Here is a 20613-nt window from a genome sequence, read left to right as displayed (position 1 = left end):
GGCCCCTTCGCCATCCTCCGCCGAAAGCCAGCCGCGCGTCGCCTCGAGGATCTCGTTCGACAGGGCCGGATCGTCGGCAGTACATCAGCGCCCCCAACGACCGATCGGTCTCCCCTCCCGACGCAATCTTGGCGCGGTTGAGAACGGTGAGTAAACCTTTTGGTTGCTAAATTTCTTTGTTTGCCCTTTCAAATAGCGCAAACCGGGCGCAGCCAGGCGGTCACGTCGCCCGAACAAAGCCACCTGAAACCAGCGTGATAGAGTTTGCATGAAACACATCACCATTCCGACCGACAGCTTCCTGGATGGCCGTCGATTTCCCGCAACGACCCTGCGCCTGGCTTTGATCTATGCAGCCGCCGAGTTGCTGATCAGTAGTCCGATCTGGCTCACAATCGGTGACAATCCCCTCAAGCCGTTCCTTGGCAAGCTTGTCCTTGAAGCGGTCTTTGTCGTTCTGGCCATTCTGTTTGCGCATCTGCTCAGCCGCATGAGAAGGCAGCGCTATGCCACGCAAATTTTCGTGTGCCTGCTGCTTTCCCTGGTCAGCTCCCTCGGTATGTCGCTGCTGGACTACTACCTCTACACGCTGATCATGTCGCCCGTCGTCGTGCCGTTCAACATCATGGATTACGGCTATGCGGTCTGTTACCGCATGTCGATCTTCTTTGGCTGGTCGTTTCTCTTCGTGGCGTTACTCAATCACATGGACGTCCGCGATCGGGATCTGAAACTGATTGCCTCGCGCGAAGAGGCGCTGGCGGCGCAGATGCGTGCGTTGCAATATCAGATAAACCCGCATTTCCTCTTCAATACGCTCAACTCCATCACCGGCCTGGTGGAGGAGGGGGCATCGCAGCGGGCCGAGCGGATGATCATGTCGCTCTCGGGGTTTCTGCGGTCGACGCTGCAGCTCGATCCGATGCGCGAATTGCGGCTTGCGGACGAAATGGCTCTGCAGAAAGAGTATCTCGATATCGAGAAGGAGCGGTTTTCGGATCGAATGGTCGTCCGTATCGACATCCCTCCCGAACTCGAGGGTGCCATGGTTCCAAGTCTGATCCTGCAGCCGCTGGTCGAGAATGCGGTGAAGCACGGCGTCGGCCGCTCAATCGGCGAGGTCGAAATTCACATCCGGGCGGCCCGGGTCGGAGGGACGCTTAATCTGTCCGTCGAAAACGGCGTTGCCGCGTCCGCTTCCGGCAAGGCGGGCGAGGGCCTCGGTATTGGCCTTGCCAATGTCGCTCATCGGGTCAGGACGCATTTTCCGGAGGGTGCATCATTGACCGCCGGTCATGTCGGGCCGACGCGCTATCGCGTTTCGCTGCACATGCCGCTGAGATTTGCACAAGCTGACGCGTAGGTGGCCGAAACCGTCAGAGAACCTCGGCAACGATGTCGTCGATCCGTTCGCCCATTCAGGCCGGAGGGGAAATCCGGCCCGACAGGAGATCGTCAACTGAGATCGGCGCTCAATCGGGGACCACGTCCCATTTGTCGTCGGGATCGAAACGATCGATGAAGGGCACGATCTGTTCGGTGCTCGGCCCCAGGTCCCGCTCGTAAACGATGCCCTGCTGGTTGACGACGAAGGTCTTGACGCCGGTCTCGGCATAACTGACCGGCCAGGCGATCAAGGCGAAACCGCCGATCATGTTGCCGTTGATGACATAGTCATATCGGCCGCCGGCAATGTTATCGCCTTGCGATGTCACGATGCGGAAGCGGTAGCCGAAGTAGCCTTGGCCGGCCTTGGCCTTTTCCAGTGCTGCCTCGCTGATCGAGTCGCCGACCGGGCTTTCGCCATCGCCCTGATCGGCCGGCCAGTAGAGCCCGTCCGTCTGGCCAGGTGTACTGATCAGCTTCTGGGCATATTCGAGCACGCCATCGGCGTCGCGATCCTGCGAGGCGTATTCCTTCTGCGCATCGACATAGGCCTGTACTGTATCGATCGCCTCGAGTTCGTTCTCGCCGACGCGGCGATTGACAATCTCCTCGAGCCCGACATAGGTGTCGAAAGCCCATTTGCCGTCCTCGCCCTTGGTGATTGGGAAGGGCAGGGGCCAGAGCCGATCGCCGAGCTGGATGATCTTGCGCCCTTCGAGGTCGCGCACGACGACATTGCGGGCGGCACCTTCACGAATGAGCGCGAACGTATCCATCGCCCCTTCACCGGCCTTCAGCTTCTCCGCATTGAGCCCCAGAAGCTTCGCCAGACCGTCGAAGTCATTGGCGGCGAGCTTCGCCTTGAATTCGTCGACCGCTTTGGCGGGATCATCGAAGACCGGCGGATCCTCGTCGGCAGCATAGGCATCGAGGCCCGCAGCCATTTGATCCGTTGGCGCCTGTTCCGCCGGGGTCTGTGTCTGCGAGAAAGACGCGTTGAGTGGCACGGCGGCCAGCGTGAGGGCGATCGCCGTTCCGAGGAGAAACGGATGAAAGAGCTTTGCCATGGTCGTTCTCCTATGATCCGTTCAACGTCTGCGTCCGCCGCCGCCGCGACCACCACCGCCACGGTGCATTGGCGGTCTGCCGCCGCCGCGGCTCATCTGTGGCCGCCCGCCGCCGCGGTGGCCACCGCCCATGCTCTGACCGCCGCGGCGTGACGAGTTGATTTCACGCCGCCCGGGATTGACGTTGCCGAGGCCCGATGGATTTCTCGACCGGTTCTGCGCCTTGGCGGCCATCTTCTTCTTGCCGCCCTGACGGTTCACTTGCGAAGGCTTTTTGCCGCCAGGGCGGTTGAGGCTCGGCTTGCCGTCGCCGGGCCGCGCTTTCGCAACCCCCTGCCCGCCACCACCGGGCCGCGCTGCCGGCCTCTGCTGGGCCTTCAGCCCATCGAGCGTGCTCTTGCGCACGTCCCGGATCTGACCGCCGCCACCACCGCCGGGCCGCGCGTTCGGCCGATCGCGGTTGATCTCGGCGGCGCGGTTGCGCAGGTTGTTGTTGCCGTTTGCCTTGATGTTGTTCTTGATGCTGTTTCGGTCGAAATGCTGAAGCTGGTCGCGGTCGAAGTTGATCTTGCTGCGATCGACATTCTTCCAGTCGATGTCGTTCCACTTCACCTTGCCGTTGATGTTGTTGAAGCAGTTGTTGCAGTCGATGTCCATGTCGCCGCCGTTCCAGCGGCCGCCCCAGACGCCCCAATCGTCCCAGTCGACGATCGCCGCGAAGGCAGCCCCAGTCACCGCGCCGGCGAAGAAGGCCGCCCCCGGATACCAATAGGCCGGATAGGGTTCTTCATAGTAGCCGATCGGCGCCGGTGCATAATTCGGCTCGTACAGCATCTCCGGCGGATACTGCGGAACGTAGATCGTTTCGGGGTTGGCTGCCTGGATGATGACGTTGTCGCCTTCCTGGACCACCTTCACCTTGTCGTCGCTCTTGATGATGTTCTTGGCGACGGCCTCGTCGCGCAATTGCTGTATCGCGATCAGCACATCTTTCTGCTGATTGGCGATCGCGTCGCCGAAAGCCTGCGTCCACTCGAGGTCTTCGCTCATCATCTTGACGATCTGGGGATAGTTGAGCAGCGAAATGACGCTACCGTCCCAATCGTCCTTTGGCTTCATGTCGGGTTTCTTCTGGCGAGCCTCCAGAAACCGTTCTGCCTCGACTATCTGCAGCGGATAGAGCGCGGCAGCGGAAATAAGCGCCACCAGCTCGTCCGGATAGAGCGCGATGCGTGCGACCAGAACTTCGAGCTCGTCGTCGCTGAGGGGGTCCGGCGCCGTCTGCTGCTCAGCGGCTGGCGCACTCGCAGTCTGCTGGGCCATGACGGCCGTGATGGGCGTTGAAACCAGTATCGTCACTGCGCTGCCGAGCGCGATGATCGTTTTCCGGATCATCTATCCAGCCTCCCTTTGTTGGCTGAGGCGCGCGGGCGCTTGGACAAGCGCGCGTGACAGCCCCCTGTCGACGCTTCTGCTGCAACCAGTGCTTGATGCGGTCGCAGCTTATATTTCTACTGCCGTCTGTCACAGGTATCTCTAGAGGAGGGTAGCCGATGGGGAAGCCTGAATGACGTATGCTACTGTATGTTACTGCCTACCGGCCATCGCTGGGGTACGATCCGCATGACTGTTGCACGGGCGGAGATATGCTGGCTGCCGCGGGTCCCAGGCATATGGATTCGGCGATAGGCGGGGCCGTCGAGAAGCTCAGCGGCGCATTGATTTGCCACATCAAGGGGTTAGGGGCGAGAATGGTTGATGATCCTTCCCGAACGGGCGCGGTTCGCGATGGGCCAACCGGTCCCCCGTCCATTGAGGCGAAGATCACCGATATCGCCAGGATCGGCATCGTCGGGCTTTTTGCCTATTGGTCCCTGACGCTGATTGCGCCATTCGCCATCATTCTCATCTGGGCGGCCATCCTTGCCGTGGCGCTCTACCCGGCCTATGCCCGACTTGGCCGCCTTCTCGGCTCGCGGCGATTGGCTTCATTTCTCATCACGCTGACCTGTCTGGCCGTCATCGTCGCCCCGTTGACCGCGATTGCGGTCAGCTTTGCCGAAGGGCTCCAGGCGCTGCTCGCAAAACTTGCCGACGGTTCTCTCAGAGTGCCGGTACCGCCGGAATACGTTCGCGAGTGGCCGATCGTCGGTGAACGGGTTCATGCCGCCTGGAGCATGGCATCGGATAATTTCGAAGCTCTCCTGAGCAAGCTCGAACCTTCGCTGGTGCAGGCGGGCAGTAAGGCGCTCGGCAAAATTGCGAGCATCGGCGCCGAGGTGCTGAGCTTCGTGGTGTCCGTGTTGGTGGCCGGCTTTCTTTTCGGCTCCGGCGAACGGCTGGCGGAGATGGCGCAACGCTTCTCCGGCAGGATCGGCGGTGACAGGGGCATCGGCTTCCTGCGTCTGGCGGCAGCGACGATCCGCAACGTGGCACGCGGGGTCATCGGCGTCGCGTTGCTGCAGGCCTTTCTCTGTGCCTTGGTGCTCGGCCTGTTCCATGTTCCGGCGCCGGGTGCCATCGCATTCGTCGTGCTTGTTCTCTGCATCATCCAGATCGGGCCCGCGCTGGTGCTGCTTCCGGTGATCATCTGGGCCTGGGTGACGATGGATTTCGGTCCAGCGCTGCTTATGACCATTCTGTTGGTCCCGCTCTTCGTCATCGACAACGTGATGAAGCCGATCCTGGTGGCTCGCGGACTTTCGACGCCGACGCTGGTCATACTGCTCGGGGTGCTTGGCGGCACGCTTTCCTACGGGCTGATCGGCCTCTTCCTGGGCCCCATCGTTCTCAGTGTGGTCCACGATCTGCTGATGGTCTGGATGCAGGGGGGCGCCGTGGGGGAAAAACCCCAATCCGACGCATCGCAATCGCCGCGGCCGGTTTGAGCGCGCGTCGGTCAGTGGATCGAACTATCGGTGCGTGCCTGTTCGAATTCGGTTTCGGGAATCGGCACGCCCGCCTTGCGCAAGCCATCAACAAGCTGTTGCCGATCCTGCGGACGGCGCAGCCTCAGAGCGACCTCCTGGGGGATACCTTCAAGCAGGCCTGGCAGATTGGTTTCGATCCACGTCCTTTCTTCCTGCGCCTGTGCATCTTTGCCAAGCTTGCCCAGCGTGGCCAGAAGCATGACGCGGGAGAACGGATGGGTGCGAAGATCGGCCATGCGCGCCCATTGCTCGGCGGTGACATAGTCGCCCCCGAAGTAGGAGCAGACCGAAAGCGCTGCTTCGAAATAGCGGGCGGGACCAAAGTTGCGGGCGACGCTTTCCGATAGCAGCTTGCAGCCGGAATCCCATTGGCCTGAAAGCGCCAGCCGGAACCCGTATTCGCCGGCGAGCTCGGCGTCGTTGGGATTGATCGCAAGTGCGCGCGCGCCGACGGCCAGGGCAGCATCGACATCGCCGCGGAAGAACAGGGCGAGCATTCGCGCCTCAAGGGCGCGCACGTCCTGGGGATCCAGTTCCACAGCACGGGCTGCCGCTTCGGTTGCCCGCTCCAGCGTTACCGAGGAGGAGCGATCGAGACGATCCTGGAAGGCGTCGATATAGGACATCGACAGCAAGGCCCAGGCCGTCGCGTAGGTTGGCACCTGTCGCGTCGCCTGTTGCAGACATTCCTGCACCCCGGCTTGGCCTTGCGCACCGACGTCGCCGCGATGGCCGTAATAGCTCAAGGTGCAGGCATAAGCTTGCCAGTCATCGGGAACTGACTGTTTGAACGCCGTGGCGTTTGCCTGGAAAATGGCACCATAGGGCTGTGCCACGGCGCCAGCCACAGCGGCGGCCGCCTTCACCTGCAGGTCGATAGTCTTGCCGGTTTCCAGACGCTCGTCGTAGGCATTCGTCCATACCACCGATCCATCGGACCGCTGGATGAGTCTCGCCACGAGCCGCAGTCTTTCGCCGTCGAACCGGACCCGACCCTCCAGGGCAAAGACCGGACCACCCTGCGGCGAGGCATCGGGCCCTTCACGGGTGGTGACGGTGATCTCCTTGAACTTGGCGATGTTGCCGACGACCTCGTCAGTGAGCCCGCGGGCCATCATCGCCGATTGGGAGGTTCCTGACAGGTCTTCAAATGGTGTGACGACGAGCTTCGGGATCGTCGGCTGCAGGCGAACGATCGATTTGTCATCCTCGTGAAGGAGGAGCGCCCCGGCTGTCAGGCCACCACCGACGCAGACCATGGCTGCCGCCGTGAGCCAGGCTCCTCGCCGGGTGTGTAGAGTGGCTGGTTTTTGTGCGGCACTTTCCTTGGCTTCCGTGTGCGACGGGAGCCACGCATCGATGCGCCGTTCGAAAGTTGGCACGTAAGCGCCCTTGGGGATGCTGATGACGATCGGATCGGTCCGTCCGGCAACGAGGTAGTAGCGTTCGAGCGCCCGGCGAATGCGGCCCGCTTCGATCCGCACCGCCGGATCCGTCTGCGGGTCGAAAGAGGAATCCCGGCCGAAGACCTCGGTTGCAATCGAATAGGCCTTTATGCGATCTCCTCGGCCCGCAATCGTTTCCTCGATGACATAGGTCAGGAATTTGCGATCACGCTCCGGCGCATCGAACTCGGCGCTGCGGCGAATTCGATCGAGTTGTGCCAGAATTTCCGCGTCGGTGGGTGGGGCAACTGCCGACTTGACCCGGCTGTCCTGCCGACTTTCCATGGTCATGCACGCTCCCATGGTCACAATGTGAGATTGTATCCGGCGGCACTGTAAGCTCCGGTATACTACGTCTCCACCCGGTCGAAGCGCAACATGTATTCGCGGGCTATGTTAAGGTTGTGTTTTGGCTGAAGCCGGCTCCGAAGCGCGCACTATGCGCTTCCGGATCGAGCGTGGGCCCGGCTAGGATCGGGCGCCGTTTCGCAGCGGCATGCGCGGCTTGTCCGGTGGCGTACGGAAAGTCTCTGCCGGCGCAGGGCGGCCGACGTGGAAGCCCTGGACCTGGTCGATCCGGAAGCGCCGCATCAGCGCCAGTTGCTCGTCGGTCTCTACGCCTTCGATCAGGATCTTGTGGCCGCGGTTTCGCACCAGTCCGATGATGTCCTGCAGCATGGCGCGCCCCTTGGGGGTATTGCAATCGTGCAGGAACGACCGATCGATCTTCACGGTATCGAATTCGATCAGGCGCAGCCAGGAGAGGCCGGCAAAGCCCGTGCCGAAGTCATCCAGCCATATCCTGATGCCCAGCGTTTCGAGGTCGCTGATGCAGCGCAGGATGCCCGAATGCATCTCCATTTCGAGCCCTTCGGTGATCTCGAAGGCAAGACGGCTGCCGGCCACGCCGGTCTCTCCGAGGATCGCGGCGACCGAGGTTGCAAAGCCCGGGGTCTTCAGCTGGATCGGCGAGACGTTGACGCTGACGAGCGGGATATGGTTATCGACGAGAAGTTCGCGGCAGACGGTCTTGATCGCCCAGCGGCCGAGGTCGAGAATGGCGCCGGTTCGCTCGGCAACCGGAATGAAAAGGCTCGGCGGAACCGACGTGCCGTCCAGCATCGTCAGCCGCATCAGGGCCTCGACGGCCTCGACCTCACCGGTCATCACGTTCCTGATCGGCTGGTAGACGAGCGATACCAGGTTCTGATCGACCGCGATCTTCAGAAGCGCGGCAATGTTCTCGCTTTCGTCGCTGCTTTGCGGGTCGTTCGGGTCGAACAGCTTCGCGCAGTTTCGGCCGCTCGCCTTGGCGGCATAGAGCGCACGGTCGGCTTCGTGGATGATCTTCTCGAGCTTGGCGCCGGTCTGATTGCGCGTGAAAGCAGCACCGACGCTGACGGTGACGATGGAGACGCCATCGCGGCGCTGCTCATGCACCAGCCGCATGTTCTCGACGGTACGGCAGATCACCTCGGCCAGCTCGGCTGCCTGCTCCAGAGTGTCCAGGCGGGCAAGAACGATGAACTCCTCGCCGCCGTAGCGACCGATGGAGCCGTTATAGTCCTTGATCGCCTCGCCGAGCGCATTGGCCACCAGAACGAGGCAGCGGTCGCCCTCCTGATGGCCGTAGCAGTCATTGTATTTCTTGAAGAAATCAACGTCGATCAGCATGGCGGCAAAGCTCTTTCCGAGCTTCTGCCAATCGTTCCAATAGTCGCGCAGCTGCTGGTCGATGGCGCGGCGGTTGTCCAGACCGGTCAGGGGATCGGTGTTGGATAGCCGCAGGAGCGCCATGCCTCGTTCCGAGGCCTCGTTCTGCTGGATCTTCGCCTCGAAGGCGTTGAGGAACACCTTGTAGCGCTCGCGGTTGAGCTTCCAGTTTACATAGGAGGTGAAGATGAAGCAGGAGACGTAAAAGGTCCCGAAGGCGATCAGATAGGCAGGATCTTGCTCGGAGAATAACGAGAGAGCGATGAAGAACGTCGTCAACACGATCCCGGAGGCGACGACCGAGAGGCGAAAGCGGAAACTGAAGAAGAGATTGGCGCCCATCATGAAGATCGCGCCGAAGATCATGTAGTAGGACATGCTGCCAACGTCGGCCGTCATCATCGCAGGCACGAGCCAGCCGATGTAGCCGAAGACCAGTGCAGCGGCGCAGGTGCCGTCGAGCCACTTGGTTCGGGCCTTGATGCGATACAGGATCTCGAAGGTCAAAAGCGCGCCGATGCCGACGACGAGGCGCGCGAGGATCGTATTGAAGGCGACATCAGGGACCAGCAGAATGTCGATCGCGAAAAACGACAGATAGACGGCAACCGCGACCCAGAGGCCCTGCCTCGTCGCCGCACGCCGGCCAGCCTCGCCCTCCATTCGATAGAGTGTCTGAAGCTCAGCCAAATGCGGCCTGTGCGGCTGCTTATGTAGGTCGATGTCAACTACGTCGGCCAACGTGTGCTTCATGCACTGATCCATCGCGCTGCGTCACGGTCAACGGAAATCTGTCGTCGCTTTTCCATCAATGGACGTTGTTTCGGACACTCCATGCTTGCCCCCCACTTTACGCCTGCAACAGGGACGAGTGGTGCGGGTGGGATGATAGGAGGTGTCCATTAAGTTTTGTTAAATTAAAGGGCCGGAACGCCTAGGATTAGGCGTAACCCAAAGGGAGGAAGCACGAGTATTTACCTTATTATATACAAAAACTTGCAAACCGAGCCGTAATGCGCACATCTTCGCGACCATTGTTAACAAAGCATTAACGGATGGTCTCGCGTGCGCCAATTTCAGACGGTTTTCGATGGTCAAAGCCTGATTACTCCCAAGGCGATGGCTGATGAGTTCGTTTCGCCCAGGGGCGAGCGGCACGACGAACAGCTCACGGTCGGCAGGGCCGAGCTCGCAGTGATTCTCAGGATTGCCCAGGAGCAGTTCCTGCAGGGAACGGACCCGGCGAAGATTATCGACCGGCTTGCAGCCGCTCTTCATGAAACTCGGGCCAAGTTCCACCCGAACGTCTGGCAGGAACTGATACCGATCGCCCAGGCACACCCGGTGTCGGAATATTTCCTCCAGGACCCGTTCACCCGATGGTCCTCCGAAAAGCCCAGGGGCTACTCGGGCGACGCGCAGTTGCTTGACTTCATCTATGGTCATGCGAGCGTTGCCAAGGAGATCGAGCGGGCATCGCCCACCGGGCGAGCGCTCTATGACTACACCAAGGACGCGTCCTCCTCGGTTGCGGTGCGCGAGCGTCGCGACCTCCTGACCCGTCACGTCGACGAGATCGCGGCCAGCCGCGGTTCGCAGGCGGAAATTCTGACGATTGCAGCCGGCCACTTGCGCGAGGCCAATCGCTCGGTGGCGCTCGAGGAGCGTCGGATCAAGCGGTGGGTGGCGCTCGACCAGGACCCGCTCAGCGTCGGTTCGATCAGCCGCGACTTCGCCGGAACCTGCATCGAAGGCGTTGATGGCTCCGTCCGCAGCCTGCTTGGCCGCGATCAGAAGCTCGGCAAGTTCGACTTCATCTATGCTGCCGGCCTCTATGACTACCTTGCCGACAAGGTGGCCATCAAGCTGACCCATCGCTGCCTGCAGATGCTGAAGCCGAACGGTGTCTTCCTGTTTGCCAACTTCGCCCAGGATATCGGCGTCGACGGTTACATGGAGACCTTCATGAACTGGGCACTGCTGCTGCGTTCGGAGGCGGACATGTGGAACATCATCCACAAGAGCGCGGGCAAAGCTGCCGTCGATGCGCGCGTCCAGTTCGGTGCCAACCGGAACATCGTCTACGGCATCATCCAGAAGCATTCCTGATATTGCTTCCGTCTTGAGGGAACCTCCGGCGAAAGCCGGTGGGCCTGAAATCAACGACCGCGGCGAGAGAATGCTCGCTGCGGTCATTCCGTTCGAAGGCGTCAGCCCTGCGGGCGCAGAAACCGGGTCAGGAGAAGCCGCAGCATCGTGCCTTCGTGCTTCGGCTTGAAGCCGGGGTCGATAGCGACCCGGCTGAAGATGCCGTCGATGATTGCGGCAATCCATCGGGCAGCACCGTCCGCATCCACGGTTCGATCGATCTGATTTCGGCTAGCCGCACCCCGAAGCAGCGCCGCAAGGGCTCCGTGAAGCTCTGCGTCATTGGCGGCGGCGAGCGTACCGATCCGTTCGTCACGCATCGCTTCGGCGGCGATTTCGAGCGCGAGGCTCGAATAGGTCGGGTCGCCCGCAAGCTCGAGAACGGTGTCCATGAAACCGAGCAGAGCGGCAAAGAGGTCTTCGGCTTCACCCAATTTTCGGAAGATCTCCGCCGTTTCTTGACGTTCCTCCTCCACGATCGCCGCGATAATGGTGTGCTTGGTCGGAAAATAATGGAAGAGATTGCCCGGGCTCATGCCTGCCTCGGCACAGATTTCGGCAGTCGACGTGCCGTGGAAGCCCTTGCGCGCAAAACAGGTGATTGCTGCATCGAGGATCAGTCGACGTTTGGCGGCGTGTTTCTCGGGGTCGACCTTGCGCATCGCCAATTCTCCTTGCAGGGCAATCTCATTATTAGAGCGAGCACTCTAATTTCGTGGGGTGGTGCGCCGGTGTCAAGGTCGCCTGCCGACAGGAACTCCGCCATCTTCCCGCAATGATAGTATGTAATCTGCCATACAATCGCCGCGTTTGATGGATCAATTTATTAGATTGACTAATCTAATAATTATTCGATGCAGATTGCCCGATCTCGAGGCCGGCAGCTTGCAGCGCCCGTGTTTGCGATCCGACTGGCCTCACCAATGGAAAGCCAATGAAATGAGACGTACAGTTGAGTTGAAGGTCATGCTTGCTGCGCTCATTGCTCTCGCTATGACGGGTGGTGTGGCGCACGCCTCCGGGGAGGCGGCCGCGTCCGTTCCTGTCGATAGCGCGGCTATCAGCCGTACGGTGTCGACACTCGTGGCCGACAGCCGCCCGCAGGAGTGGACCCGGTCCTTCGCCGGCATCTTCGTCGCTCGCGAGGAGATTGCGGTCGGCACGACCTTGACCGATCAGCGTATCGCCAAAGTCGAAGTCGAGATCGGCGACCGGGTTGCGGCCGGGCAGGTGATTGCCCGGCTCGAGACCGACATGCTGGAAAACCTTCTGCGCGAGGCGGAGGGCCGGGTGGCCCGTGCGGGTGCCACGATGGCGCGGGAGGCGGAAACGGTCACGCAGGAGCAGAGGAAGCTCGCCCGGGCCCGGCAATTGCGCCACCTTCAGGCCGAAACCATTCTCGAGGAGCGTGTCTCTGCGCTTGCGATCGCCGAACAGGCGGTGAAGGTCGCACGGGCCGACTACGAACAGGCGGAAGCACTCGAGGCCGAGGCACGCCGTAAACTCGAACGCGCCGTGATCGTGGCTCCCGCCGCAGGCATCGTCTCCGAGCGGCTCGCCCGTGCCGGTGCGCTTGCGGGCTCTGACCCGCTGGTCAAGCTGATCCGCGAGGGCGAGATCGAGTTTGCGGCCGAAGTTCCGGAAACGGAACTGCCGCTACTTGCCGTCGGCCAGGTCGTCAAGGTCAAGCTCTCCGGCCGCAGTGACTGGATCGAGGGCAAAGTGCGCGTGATCAATCCGAAGATCGACCGCGAAACCCGGCTCGGAACTGCTCAGGTCACGCTGAATACCAGCAAGCCGCCCTTTGCCGGCACCTTCGGCCGGGCGGAGATCGTGGTGGCCGAGCGCAAGGCGATCATGGTCGACGATTCCGCGTTGCTTTACGGGGCTCCCGACGGCACGGTTTCGGTCTTCGTCGTCGATGCGGGCAAAGTGGCGCGCAAGACGGTTCAGCCGGGCATGCGCCAGGGTGGCAAGGTCGAGATCGTCTCCGGGCTTGCAGCCGGTGACCGGGTTGTTCTCAAGGCCGGGGTGTCGCTGCGCGAAGGTGAAGCGGTTCTGGCGAGAGATGTCCAGCCGACCCAGACGGGCAAGCCGCAATGACCAGCAACATCTCTGCCTGGGCGATCCGAAAGCCCGTTCCGACGATCGTTCTCTTCGTCGTCCTCACATTGATGGGCATCGCCTCGTTCCTGCGGCTGCCGGTCAACGCCAATCCGAGTGTGTCGTTCCCGGTCGTGACGGTGACGATCACGCAGCCGAGCGCCCAGCCGGCCGAAATGGAAACGCAGGTCACGCGCCGTGTCGAAGGTGTGGCCGCCGGCCTTGTCGGGGTCAGCCATATGCGCTCGACCATCACCAATGGCGTGTCGACGACCACGGTCGAATTCAAGATCGGCACCGATCCCGATCGTGCCGCCAATGACGTGCGCGAGGCCGTGGCGCAGATCCGCTCCGACCTGCCGCAGTCTATCCAGGAACCCATCGTCTCGCGCCTCGATGTGGATGGCAGCGCCATCGTCTATTACGCCGTGCGCGCGCCCGACATGTCGCCCGTGGAGCTCTCCTGGTTCGTGGACGATACGATCAACAGCGAACTGCTGACGCTGCCCGGCGTGCAGAAGGTGCAGCGGCTCGGCGGCGTCAATCGCGAGGTCAGGGTGTCGCTCGATCCCGAGCGCCTGCTGGCGGTTGGCGTGACGGCCGACCAGGTGAATACGGCGCTGCGCGAGATCAACACCAATATCCCGAGCGGACGCGGCGAGATCGGCGGCCGCGAACAGTCGATCCGCACGGTCGGCAGCGCCGGCTCGGTCGAGGAACTCTCGCGCCTGTCGATCCCGCTGTCAGGTGGCCGCTGGGTGCAGCTCTCCGACATAGCGACGATCGAGGATACGTCTTCCGAACCGCGCAACTTCGCGCGCGTCGACGGCGAGCCGGTCGTCAGCTTCTCGGTTTCGCGCAGCAAGGGATCGAGTGACACCGTCGTTGCCGACGCCGTTGCCGCGCGGTTGAAGGAGATCCGCGCGCGTGTGCCCGGCGTCGAGTTCACGGAGCTGATCTCGCTCGTCGAATACACCCAGGAAAGCTACGACGCGGCCGTCACCGCGCTGATCGAAGGTGCGATCCTGACGGTCGTTGTCGTCTTCGCCTTCCTGCGCAACTGGCGAGCGACGCTGATTTCTGCACTTGCCATGCCGCTCTCCATCCTGCCGACCTTCGCGGTGATGGACCTGCTCGGCTTCACGCTCAACGGCATCAGCCTGCTGGCGCTGACGCTCGTCATCGGCATTCTCGTCGACGACGCGATCGTCGAGATCGAGAATATCGAACGCCACGTCGGCATGGGCAAACGCCCGTTCATCGCGGCGATCGACGCGGCCGATGCGATCGGTCTTGCCATCGTCGCCACGACCCTGACGATCGTCGCGGTCTTTGCGCCGGTCAGCTTCATCGGCGGCGCCGTCGGGCAGTATTTCAAGCAGTTCGGCCTGACGGTCGGGATCGCCGTGCTGTTCTCGCTGGCGGTGGCACGCCTGCTGACGCCGTTGATGGCGGCTTACCTGCTGCGGCCGAGGGGCGGCCATGGCCATGCCGGCAAGCCATCGCGTATCGCCAACGGCTATCGACGCTTGCTCGGTTGGACCCTGGATCATCGCAAGACGGCTTTGTCGCTGGTTGCGCTGATCTTCATCGGCTCGATCGGGCTCTTGACCATGCTGCCGACCGGCTTCCTGCCGACGAGCGACAGCAACGTCTCCCAGCTCAAGATCACCTTGCCCCCCGGCACGCGGCTCGCAGAAACCGCCCGCATTTCCGATGATCTGGTCGGCCAGATCAAGGCGCGGCCGGAGGTCGAAAGCGTTCTGGCGACGGCGGAAAACCTCAACGAGGTCTCCCTGCGCATCAAGCTCAAGCCGCGCAAGGAGCGCGGGCTCGATCGCAAGTCCTTCGAGCTGTCGCTCCGTCCGCTGCTGGCGGCAACGCCCGATATCCAGGCAACGTTCTCGTCGGTCGAGGGAGCCAAGGATCTCTCGATCTATCTGACGAGCGACGACCCGGAAGCGCTGATGGCTTCGGTGCGGCGTCTTGAAAGGGAGATGCGCGCGCTTCCGGGTTTGGTCAACGTCCAGTCCACAGAGCCGCTGCTTTCGCCAGAACTGCTGGTCAAGCCGCGCTTCGACGAGGCGGCAAGGCTCGGTGTCTCGGTGACCTCGATCGGCACCGTCGCCCGCATCGCTACGATGGGTGACAGCGAAAGCAATTCGGCGCGCTTCAATCTCGGCAACCGCCAGGTGCCGATCCGGGTCATGCTCGACCAGGCGGCCAGAGGCGACGTCGACACGCTGCGCAATCTGAGGGTCGGCACGAATGCCGGCACGGTGGTGCCGCTGACCTCGGTCGCCGATATTTCCTTCGGTGCGGAGGAAAGCAGCGTTGAACGTCTCGATCGCAAGCGTCTGATCGCCGTCGAGGCCAATCTCAACGGCATCACGCTCGGGACTGCGTTCGAGGCGATCTCGGCGCTACCGGCCATGACCGAACTGCCCCTGGGCGTGTCGCAGGCCAACTACGGCGAAGCCGAATATATGTCGGAGATGTTCCGCAACTTCGCGCTTGCACTGCTGGCCGGCATCCTGATGGTCGCGGCGGTTCTGGTGCTGCTCTTCAAGGACTTCCTGCAGCCGATTACCATCCTGGTGGCCCTGCCTCTGTCGATCGGCGGAGCGGCGCTCGCCATGCTGCTCTTCGGCGCTTCGCTCGATCTCTCGTCGACGATCGGCATCCTCATGCTGATGGGCATCGTCTGCAAGAACTCGATCCTGCTTGTCGACCATGCGATCGAGTGCCGCAACGAGGGTGCCGATCGGCGAACGGCCCTGCTGACGGCAGGCGTCACCCGCGCGCGACCGATCATCATGACGACCATCGCCATGGTGGCCGGCATGGTTCCCGCCGCGATCGGCGTCGGCGCCGATGCCGCCTTCCGGGCGCCGATGGCAATCGCGGTGATCGGAGGCCTGATCACCTCGACGATGCTGAGCCTCGTCTTCGTGCCCGTGATGTTCACCGTGATGGACGACATCAACACGAAGCTCGGCCGTCGGCTGAAGAGGCTCTCTTCGGTGACGGACGAGGATCATGCCGCGGATGCTGCGCGGATCGGCAAGGAGGGTGCGCGCGGCGTCGCCGGCTAGGGTGGCGAGCACAAGTGCTGGCTCAATCGATCAAGGCGCGTTGCACGGAATTTTCGTGCAGCGCGCTTTGCGTTCCCGACCTATTCGAAATAGTTGACCAGCCGCGTTTCGCCGACAGCGTGAACGCGGCAATCGACGTCGAAGATCGCCTGAAGGCGGGACGGCACGATCATGTCTTCCGGCGACCCCTCGAAGGCGAGGCGACCGGCCTGCATCGCGACGATGCGGTCGGAATAGGCGGAGGCGAAGTTGATATCGTGCAGGACGACGACCACGGTCTTGTCGAAGTCGTCGGCGAGGCGCCGCAACAGCTTCATCGTTTCGACTGCATGCTTGATGTCGAGATTGTTCAGCGGCTCGTCGAACAGCATGTAGTCGGTGTCCTGGCAGAGCACCATGGCAATGAAGGCACGCTGGCGCTGGCCGCCCGAGAGCTCGTCGAGAAAGCGGTTTTGATAGGGTTCAAGCCCGAGATAGGCGATCGAGCGCTCGATATGTTCGGCGTCGGCCGCCGTCAGCCGCCCCTTGGAATAGGGGTAGCGGCCAAAGGCGACGAGATCGCGCACGCTGAGGCGGGCGGTGATGTGGTTGTCCTGGCGCATGATCGAGAGCCGCCTGGCAAGCACGTCGCCAGCCGTGCGGCTGACGTCGAGACCGTCGATCAGCACCTTGCCCGTATCCATCGGCATCAGCCGGCTGACGATCGACAGCAGCGTCGACTTGCCGGCGCCGTTCGGACCGATGATCGAGGTCAGGCCGCCGGCGGGCAGCGTCAGCGACACCCGGTCGACCACCGCATTGCCACCGTAGGATTTCGTCACCTCTTGGATTTCGATCATCGGGCGGAACCTCGGACCAGCAGGAAGATGAAGACAAGGCCACCGAAGAATTCGATGACGATGCTGAGCGCCGTGTTGAAGGAAAACAGCCGCTCGAGGATGACCTGGCCGGCGACGAGCGTGGCGATCGCGATGCAAACGGCGACCGGCAGCACGTAGCGGTGGCTGGCGGTCGGCGTCAGCTGCCAGGCGAGACTTGCGACCAGCAGGCCGAAGAATGTCACCGGCCCGACGAGCGCAGTCGAGACCGACACCAGCACGGCGATCAGCACCAGCAGAAGGGTGACGACGCGCTGATGATCGACGCCGAGGCCGATCGACGCTTCTCGGCCAAGCGAGAGCACGTCGAAGGTCGGCGAAAGCCGCCACAGAACGAAGGTCACGGCCAGGGTAGCGACGGCGGCAATGCCGAGCAGATTGGCATCGATGCTGTTGAAGCTTGCAAACAGCCTGTCCTGCAGCACGACGAACTCATTGGGATCGAGGATGCGCTGCAGGAAAGACGACAGGCTGCGGAACAGGCCGCCCAGGATGACGCCGACCAGCATCAGAAGATGCAGGCTGCGGCCGGCGCCGGAAAACAGCGCCCGAAACAACAGCAGCGAAAGTCCGACCATCACCGCCGTTTCGACAAGGAACTGCAGCCGCGGATCGACGCTGCCGGCGCCCGCAGCACCCAGGAAAAACACCATGATCGTCTGAAGCAACGTATACATGGCATCGAAGCCGATGATCGATGGCGTCAGGATGCGGTTGCCGGAGATCGTCTGGAACAGGACCGTCGAGACGGCGATCGCATAGGCGACCAGCACCATGCCGAGCAGTTTCGTGCCGCGGAAGGAGAGAAGGAAGGACCAGCTCCCCTTGGCACCGATGGTCATGAAAGCGACCATCGACACGAGTGCAAGCGCGGCCGAAGCAAGCAGGATGGTGGAGGGAGCGATCCTCTTGGCATCAGCCTGCATGGGAGCGCCTCGAAAGCAGGAGCTGGAGGAAGATCAGGCTGCCGATGACGCCCATGACGGTTCCCACGGGGATCTCGTAGGGAGCGATCAGGAGTCGCCCGACGATATCGCAGGCGAGCACCAGGCCGGCGCCGGAGACGGCGACCACGGGCAGCGTGCGCCTGAGATTGTCGCCCATGATCAGGCTGACGATGTTTGGAACAACGAGACCGAGGAATGGGATCATGCCGACAGTGGCGACGACCGTTGCCGTAACCATGGAGACGATGGCGAGCCCGAGCGCTACGACCCTGTCGTAGTTGAGGCCGACATTGCGCGCGATCGCCTCGCCCATGCCGATGACGGTGAAGCGCGCGGCGGTCGCATAGGCGACGAGGGTGAGCGCGAGACCGATCCACAACAGCTCGTAGCGACCGCGCAGCACCACCGAGAAGTCACCCGACATCCAGGCGCCCATCGACTGCATCAGGTCGTAGCGATAGGCGATGAAGGTGGTGATGGCGTTGACGACGCCGCCGAGCATGAGGCCGATGAGCGGCACCATCAGGGCCGAACGCAAGGGAATGCGCCGCAGGATCTGCAGGAACAGGGCTGTGCCGGCAAGCGCTGTCAGCGCCGCGCAAACCATCTTGCCGGCGACCGGCAGGTTGGGGGCGATGAGCACGGCGAGCAGCATTCCGAGCGCGGCGGACTCGGCGGTGCCCGCCGTCGACGGTTCGACGAAGCGGTTGCGCGCCAGCACCTGCATGATCATCCCGGAGACCGCGAGGCCGGCGCCTGCGAGCATCAGCGCAAGCGTGCGCGGCAGGCGGCTCTCGACGACCAGGAACCAGCCGCGGCCATCGTCGGCTGCGGCAAGGCTGCCGACGCCGGTGAAGACGCTGACGGCGGCAAGCAGGAGGATGACGGGGATGGCAATCAGGGCCGGCTTCATCTTACGGGCCTGCTCTGCCTGTTGTTCGTTTTGACCACTGCTTGCATGTCCCTTGCCCGTTTGCGCTCGACGCCCCTCGTGGAAGGCTCAAGCTTGCCACCGCGCAGTGGCACTCCGCGGACGGTTCGCCTTAGTCTTATATATGATCGGCTTCGTCAAGTTTTCTGCGGCATCTTCGGCAAGCGGAAGCTGTGCATTGCCCTCGCCGGAAAATCGCGCTACGACGACCGATAAAAGATGAGGAAAATAGTCATGAATATATCTTCGATTTCTAATGGTCTGCGCAACCTCGTCATTGCGGCGGCATTCGCAGTCGCCGGCGCGCCGGCCGCCATGGCCGAGACGCTGAAGATCGAACACAGCAGCGGCGTCACCGACGTGGAGAAAAACCCGAAGACGGTGCTGGTTTACGACTTCGGCATGCTGGAGACGCTGGATATGCTCGGCATTCCCGTTGCCGGCGTTCCCGGCGCGGCAATCCCGCCTTCGCTCGAAAAATACAAGGCCGACAGCTATCCGAAGATCGGCACGCTGTTTGAGCCCGACTACGAAGCCATCAATGCCGCAGAGGCGGACCTGGTGATCGTCGGTGGTCGATCGCAGGCGAAATATGCCGATGTCGCCAAGATCGCGCCGACGATCGATCTGACCTCCGACGACAAGGATCTCATCGGCAGCGTCAAGAAGAATGCCGAGATTCTCGGCCAGATCTTCGGCAAGGAAGCGGAAATCAAAGCGAGCGTCGAAAAGCTCGATGCCTCGATCGAAAAGCTTCGCGGCATTGCGGCTGAGAAGGGCACCGGGCTGATCCTGCTCACCACCGGCGGCAAGATCAGCGCCTATGGCAAAGGATCGCGTTTCGGCGTGTTGCACGATGTCTTCGGCATCAAGCCGGCCGATGCGGAACTGCAGGTAACGACCCACGGTCAGGCGGTTTCCTACGAGTACATTCTCGAGACCAATCCCGATTGGATCTTCGTCGTCGACCGCGATGCGGCAATCGGCCAGCAGGCGCAGCCCGCAGCGGCATTGCTCGACAACGAACTGGTGCGCCAGACGAAGGCCTGGAAGGACGGCCACGTCGTCTACCTCGACTCCGCCAAGCTCTATCTGACGGCCTCCGGCCTGAAGTCGCAGCAGGATATCGTCGACCAGCTCACGCAGGCACTCGAGAAGAAGTAGGGCTCGGGCGGCAGCGCTCGCTGAGTGCGATGTGATCGGACGGCCGCGAACATATCTCTCGCGGCCGTTTCATTGTTCAGGGAGACCCGACAGGAGGAGCAGATCATGCTGAAAGCGTCCAGCGGCTTCCTTTCGGGAAGAGCTGAAGGCACTCGACTGGAGTGAGAGCGAGAAGAGGGCTTGACGGGCGAGGAGCCGTTTCAAGGACGCTGAGACGGCGTTTTTGGGGTAAAAGTTAAAAGGGGAGCCAACACCAAATACCTTTAGATCTTACGGTATTTTTCTGGGTTGGCTCCGTTTTTGAGGAATAAACAATATTGTAACTTGATTTATATCGCTTTCATTAAAATACATTTCGAATTTTATGCTTTTTTTAAATGACAAAGCGGAACGAAATCCGCAATCAATCAATGTATTCTTTACGCTTACTCTGGTTTACGCTTACGCCACGCGCTGGGTTGAAGGGCATTAGCGGATTAAGATCCTCCGAAACCCAGGCTGTTTTCGTTCATACTCAGGAACGAAACGCCAATGTGACTCCAAACGCGGGCGCGCGGAAGCTACCAATTCTGGTTAGTGGTTTGTAATTATTGGCTGTTTGTGGCGTAATCCGCAGTCCCAAGCCGTTGTTATGGCGTTAAGATTCGCGCCTGCCAGCGCGACTGTGGGCACCAAACATGCGGTTGTGTGCCCCGCTTCCTCGCGCGAACGGTTGACCCGCTTCGCCCGAAGCGCAAATTTACTAGCTCTAACGAAGTATTATTAGGTATATCGACCTTGCGAAATGAGTAGGCGATACCGGGAAT

General features: G+C 61.7%; 14 protein-coding genes. 6 read left to right on the top strand and 8 right to left on the bottom strand.

Annotated elements, in window-relative coordinates:
• The first annotated feature begins 268 nt into the window (after positions 1 to 268).
• Positions 269 to 1363, top strand: coding sequence for a sensor histidine kinase (locus tag AC070A_RS18300; protein ID WP_218373495.1), 1095 nt, complete (start codon positions 269 to 271; stop codon positions 1361 to 1363).
• Positions 1364 to 1472: 109 nt separating this feature from the next.
• Here AC070A_RS18300 and AC070A_RS18295 read toward each other — a convergent pair whose 3' ends face one another.
• Both AC070A_RS18295 and AC070A_RS18290 read right to left on the bottom strand, forming a co-directional pair.
• On the bottom strand, positions 1473 to 2453 hold the full coding sequence (locus AC070A_RS18295) for a DUF2950 domain-containing protein (RefSeq protein ID WP_112995979.1): 981 nt from the start codon (positions 2451 to 2453) through the stop codon (positions 1473 to 1475).
• Between the two features lie 21 nt (positions 2454 to 2474).
• Positions 2475 to 3848 (bottom strand): DUF3300 domain-containing protein, encoded by a 1374-nt coding sequence (locus AC070A_RS18290; RefSeq protein WP_112995977.1) that lies wholly within the window; start codon positions 3846 to 3848, stop codon positions 2475 to 2477.
• 356 nt (positions 3849 to 4204) lie between these two features.
• Here AC070A_RS18290 and AC070A_RS18285 point away from each other — a divergent pair, with 356 nt between their 5' ends.
• Positions 4205 to 5341 (top strand): AI-2E family transporter, encoded by a 1137-nt coding sequence (locus AC070A_RS18285; protein ID WP_112995985.1) that lies wholly within the window; start codon positions 4205 to 4207, stop codon positions 5339 to 5341.
• An 11-nt stretch (positions 5342 to 5352) separates the two neighbouring features.
• Here AC070A_RS18285 and AC070A_RS18280 read toward each other — a convergent pair whose 3' ends face one another.
• Together AC070A_RS18280 and AC070A_RS18275 are read right to left on the bottom strand one after the other, a co-directional pair.
• On the bottom strand, positions 5353 to 7119 hold the full coding sequence (locus AC070A_RS18280; RefSeq protein ID WP_112995976.1) for a hypothetical protein: 1767 nt from the start codon (positions 7117 to 7119) through the stop codon (positions 5353 to 5355).
• A 177-nt stretch (positions 7120 to 7296) separates the two neighbouring features.
• Positions 7297 to 9294, bottom strand: coding sequence for a putative bifunctional diguanylate cyclase/phosphodiesterase (locus AC070A_RS18275; RefSeq protein WP_162728104.1), 1998 nt, complete (start codon positions 9292 to 9294; stop codon positions 7297 to 7299).
• A 312-nt stretch (positions 9295 to 9606) separates the two neighbouring features.
• Here AC070A_RS18275 and AC070A_RS18270 point away from each other — a divergent pair, with 312 nt between their 5' ends.
• On the top strand, positions 9607 to 10650 hold the full coding sequence (locus AC070A_RS18270; RefSeq protein WP_057254494.1) for a class I SAM-dependent methyltransferase: 1044 nt from the start codon (positions 9607 to 9609) through the stop codon (positions 10648 to 10650).
• Positions 10651 to 10751: 101 nt separating this feature from the next.
• Here the strand turns inward: AC070A_RS18270 and AC070A_RS18265 are convergent, their stop codons facing one another.
• Entirely contained in the window at positions 10752 to 11351 is a 600-nt protein-coding gene (locus tag AC070A_RS18265) for a TetR/AcrR family transcriptional regulator (RefSeq protein ID WP_112995973.1), read from the bottom strand.
• A 277-nt stretch (positions 11352 to 11628) separates the two neighbouring features.
• Here AC070A_RS18265 and AC070A_RS18260 point away from each other — a divergent pair, with 277 nt between their 5' ends.
• The gene (locus AC070A_RS18260) at positions 11629 to 12792 is read left to right on the top strand and encodes an efflux RND transporter periplasmic adaptor subunit (protein WP_162728103.1); all 1164 of its coding nucleotides are present in this window, start codon (positions 11629 to 11631) and stop codon (positions 12790 to 12792) included.
• Complete coding sequence (locus AC070A_RS18255; RefSeq protein ID WP_113132238.1) at positions 12789 to 15887, top strand: efflux RND transporter permease subunit; 3099 nt, start codon at positions 12789 to 12791, stop codon at positions 15885 to 15887. The genes AC070A_RS18260 and AC070A_RS18255 overlap by 4 nt, the downstream gene beginning before the upstream one ends.
• A gap of 80 nt (positions 15888 to 15967) precedes the next feature.
• On the opposite strand, the gene AC070A_RS18250 is transcribed toward AC070A_RS18255, so the two are convergent.
• From AC070A_RS18250 to AC070A_RS18240, 3 genes are read right to left on the bottom strand one after another with little or no spacing between them, the layout of a single operon-like run.
• Positions 15968 to 16726, bottom strand: a complete 759-nt coding sequence (locus AC070A_RS18250; RefSeq protein WP_058326893.1) for an iron ABC transporter ATP-binding protein — start codon at positions 16724 to 16726, stop codon at positions 15968 to 15970.
• A complete protein-coding gene (locus AC070A_RS18245) occupies positions 16723 to 17691 on the bottom strand; it encodes an iron chelate uptake ABC transporter family permease subunit (protein WP_112995969.1) in 969 nt (322 codons plus the stop codon). Before AC070A_RS18245 ends, AC070A_RS18250 begins: the two co-directional genes overlap by 4 nt.
• Positions 17681 to 18625: an ABC transporter permease gene (locus AC070A_RS18240; RefSeq protein WP_492384745.1), complete on the bottom strand. Its 945-nt coding sequence runs from the start codon at positions 18623 to 18625 to the stop codon at positions 17681 to 17683. The genes AC070A_RS18245 and AC070A_RS18240 overlap by 11 nt, the downstream gene beginning before the upstream one ends.
• A gap of 252 nt (positions 18626 to 18877) precedes the next feature.
• On the opposite strand from AC070A_RS18240, the gene AC070A_RS18235 reads away from it, so the two are divergent.
• On the top strand, positions 18878 to 19807 hold the full coding sequence (locus AC070A_RS18235) for a siderophore ABC transporter substrate-binding protein (protein ID WP_112995966.1): 930 nt from the start codon (positions 18878 to 18880) through the stop codon (positions 19805 to 19807).
• The last annotated feature ends 806 nt before the right edge of the window (positions 19808 to 20613 follow it).

The organism is Ensifer sp. GW101-20A05 (assembly GCF_059424735.1).
This window is presented reverse-complemented; position numbering and strand designations above follow the sequence as displayed.

What these genes read in the sequence shown, in the direction of transcription:
- AC070A_RS18300 (WP_218373495.1), top strand. Translation starts at nt 269, where the DNA reads ATGAAACACATCACCATTCCGACCGACAGCTTCCTGGATGGCCGTCGA.
- AC070A_RS18295 (WP_112995979.1), bottom strand. Translation starts at nt 2,453, where the DNA reads ATGGCAAAGCTCTTTCATCCGTTTCTCCTCGGAACGGCGATCGCCCTC.
- AC070A_RS18290 (WP_112995977.1), bottom strand. Translation starts at nt 3,848, where the DNA reads ATGATCCGGAAAACGATCATCGCGCTCGGCAGCGCAGTGACGATACTG.
- AC070A_RS18285 (WP_112995985.1), top strand. Translation starts at nt 4,205, where the DNA reads ATGGTTGATGATCCTTCCCGAACGGGCGCGGTTCGCGATGGGCCAACC.
- AC070A_RS18280 (WP_112995976.1), bottom strand. Translation starts at nt 7,119, where the DNA reads ATGACCATGGAAAGTCGGCAGGACAGCCGGGTCAAGTCGGCAGTTGCC.
- AC070A_RS18275 (WP_162728104.1), bottom strand. Translation starts at nt 9,294, where the DNA reads ATGAAGCACACGTTGGCCGACGTAGTTGACATCGACCTACATAAGCAG.
- AC070A_RS18265 (WP_112995973.1), bottom strand. Translation starts at nt 11,351, where the DNA reads ATGCGCAAGGTCGACCCCGAGAAACACGCCGCCAAACGTCGACTGATC.
- AC070A_RS18260 (WP_162728103.1), top strand. Translation starts at nt 11,629, where the DNA reads ATGAGACGTACAGTTGAGTTGAAGGTCATGCTTGCTGCGCTCATTGCT.
- AC070A_RS18255 (WP_113132238.1), top strand. Translation starts at nt 12,789, where the DNA reads ATGACCAGCAACATCTCTGCCTGGGCGATCCGAAAGCCCGTTCCGACG.
- AC070A_RS18250 (WP_058326893.1), bottom strand. Translation starts at nt 16,726, where the DNA reads ATGATCGAAATCCAAGAGGTGACGAAATCCTACGGTGGCAATGCGGTG.
- AC070A_RS18245 (WP_112995969.1), bottom strand. Translation starts at nt 17,691, where the DNA reads ATGCAGGCTGATGCCAAGAGGATCGCTCCCTCCACCATCCTGCTTGCT.
- AC070A_RS18240 (WP_492384745.1), bottom strand. Translation starts at nt 18,625, where the DNA reads ATGAAGCCGGCCCTGATTGCCATCCCCGTCATCCTCCTGCTTGCCGCC.
- AC070A_RS18235 (WP_112995966.1), top strand. Translation starts at nt 18,878, where the DNA reads ATGAATATATCTTCGATTTCTAATGGTCTGCGCAACCTCGTCATTGCG.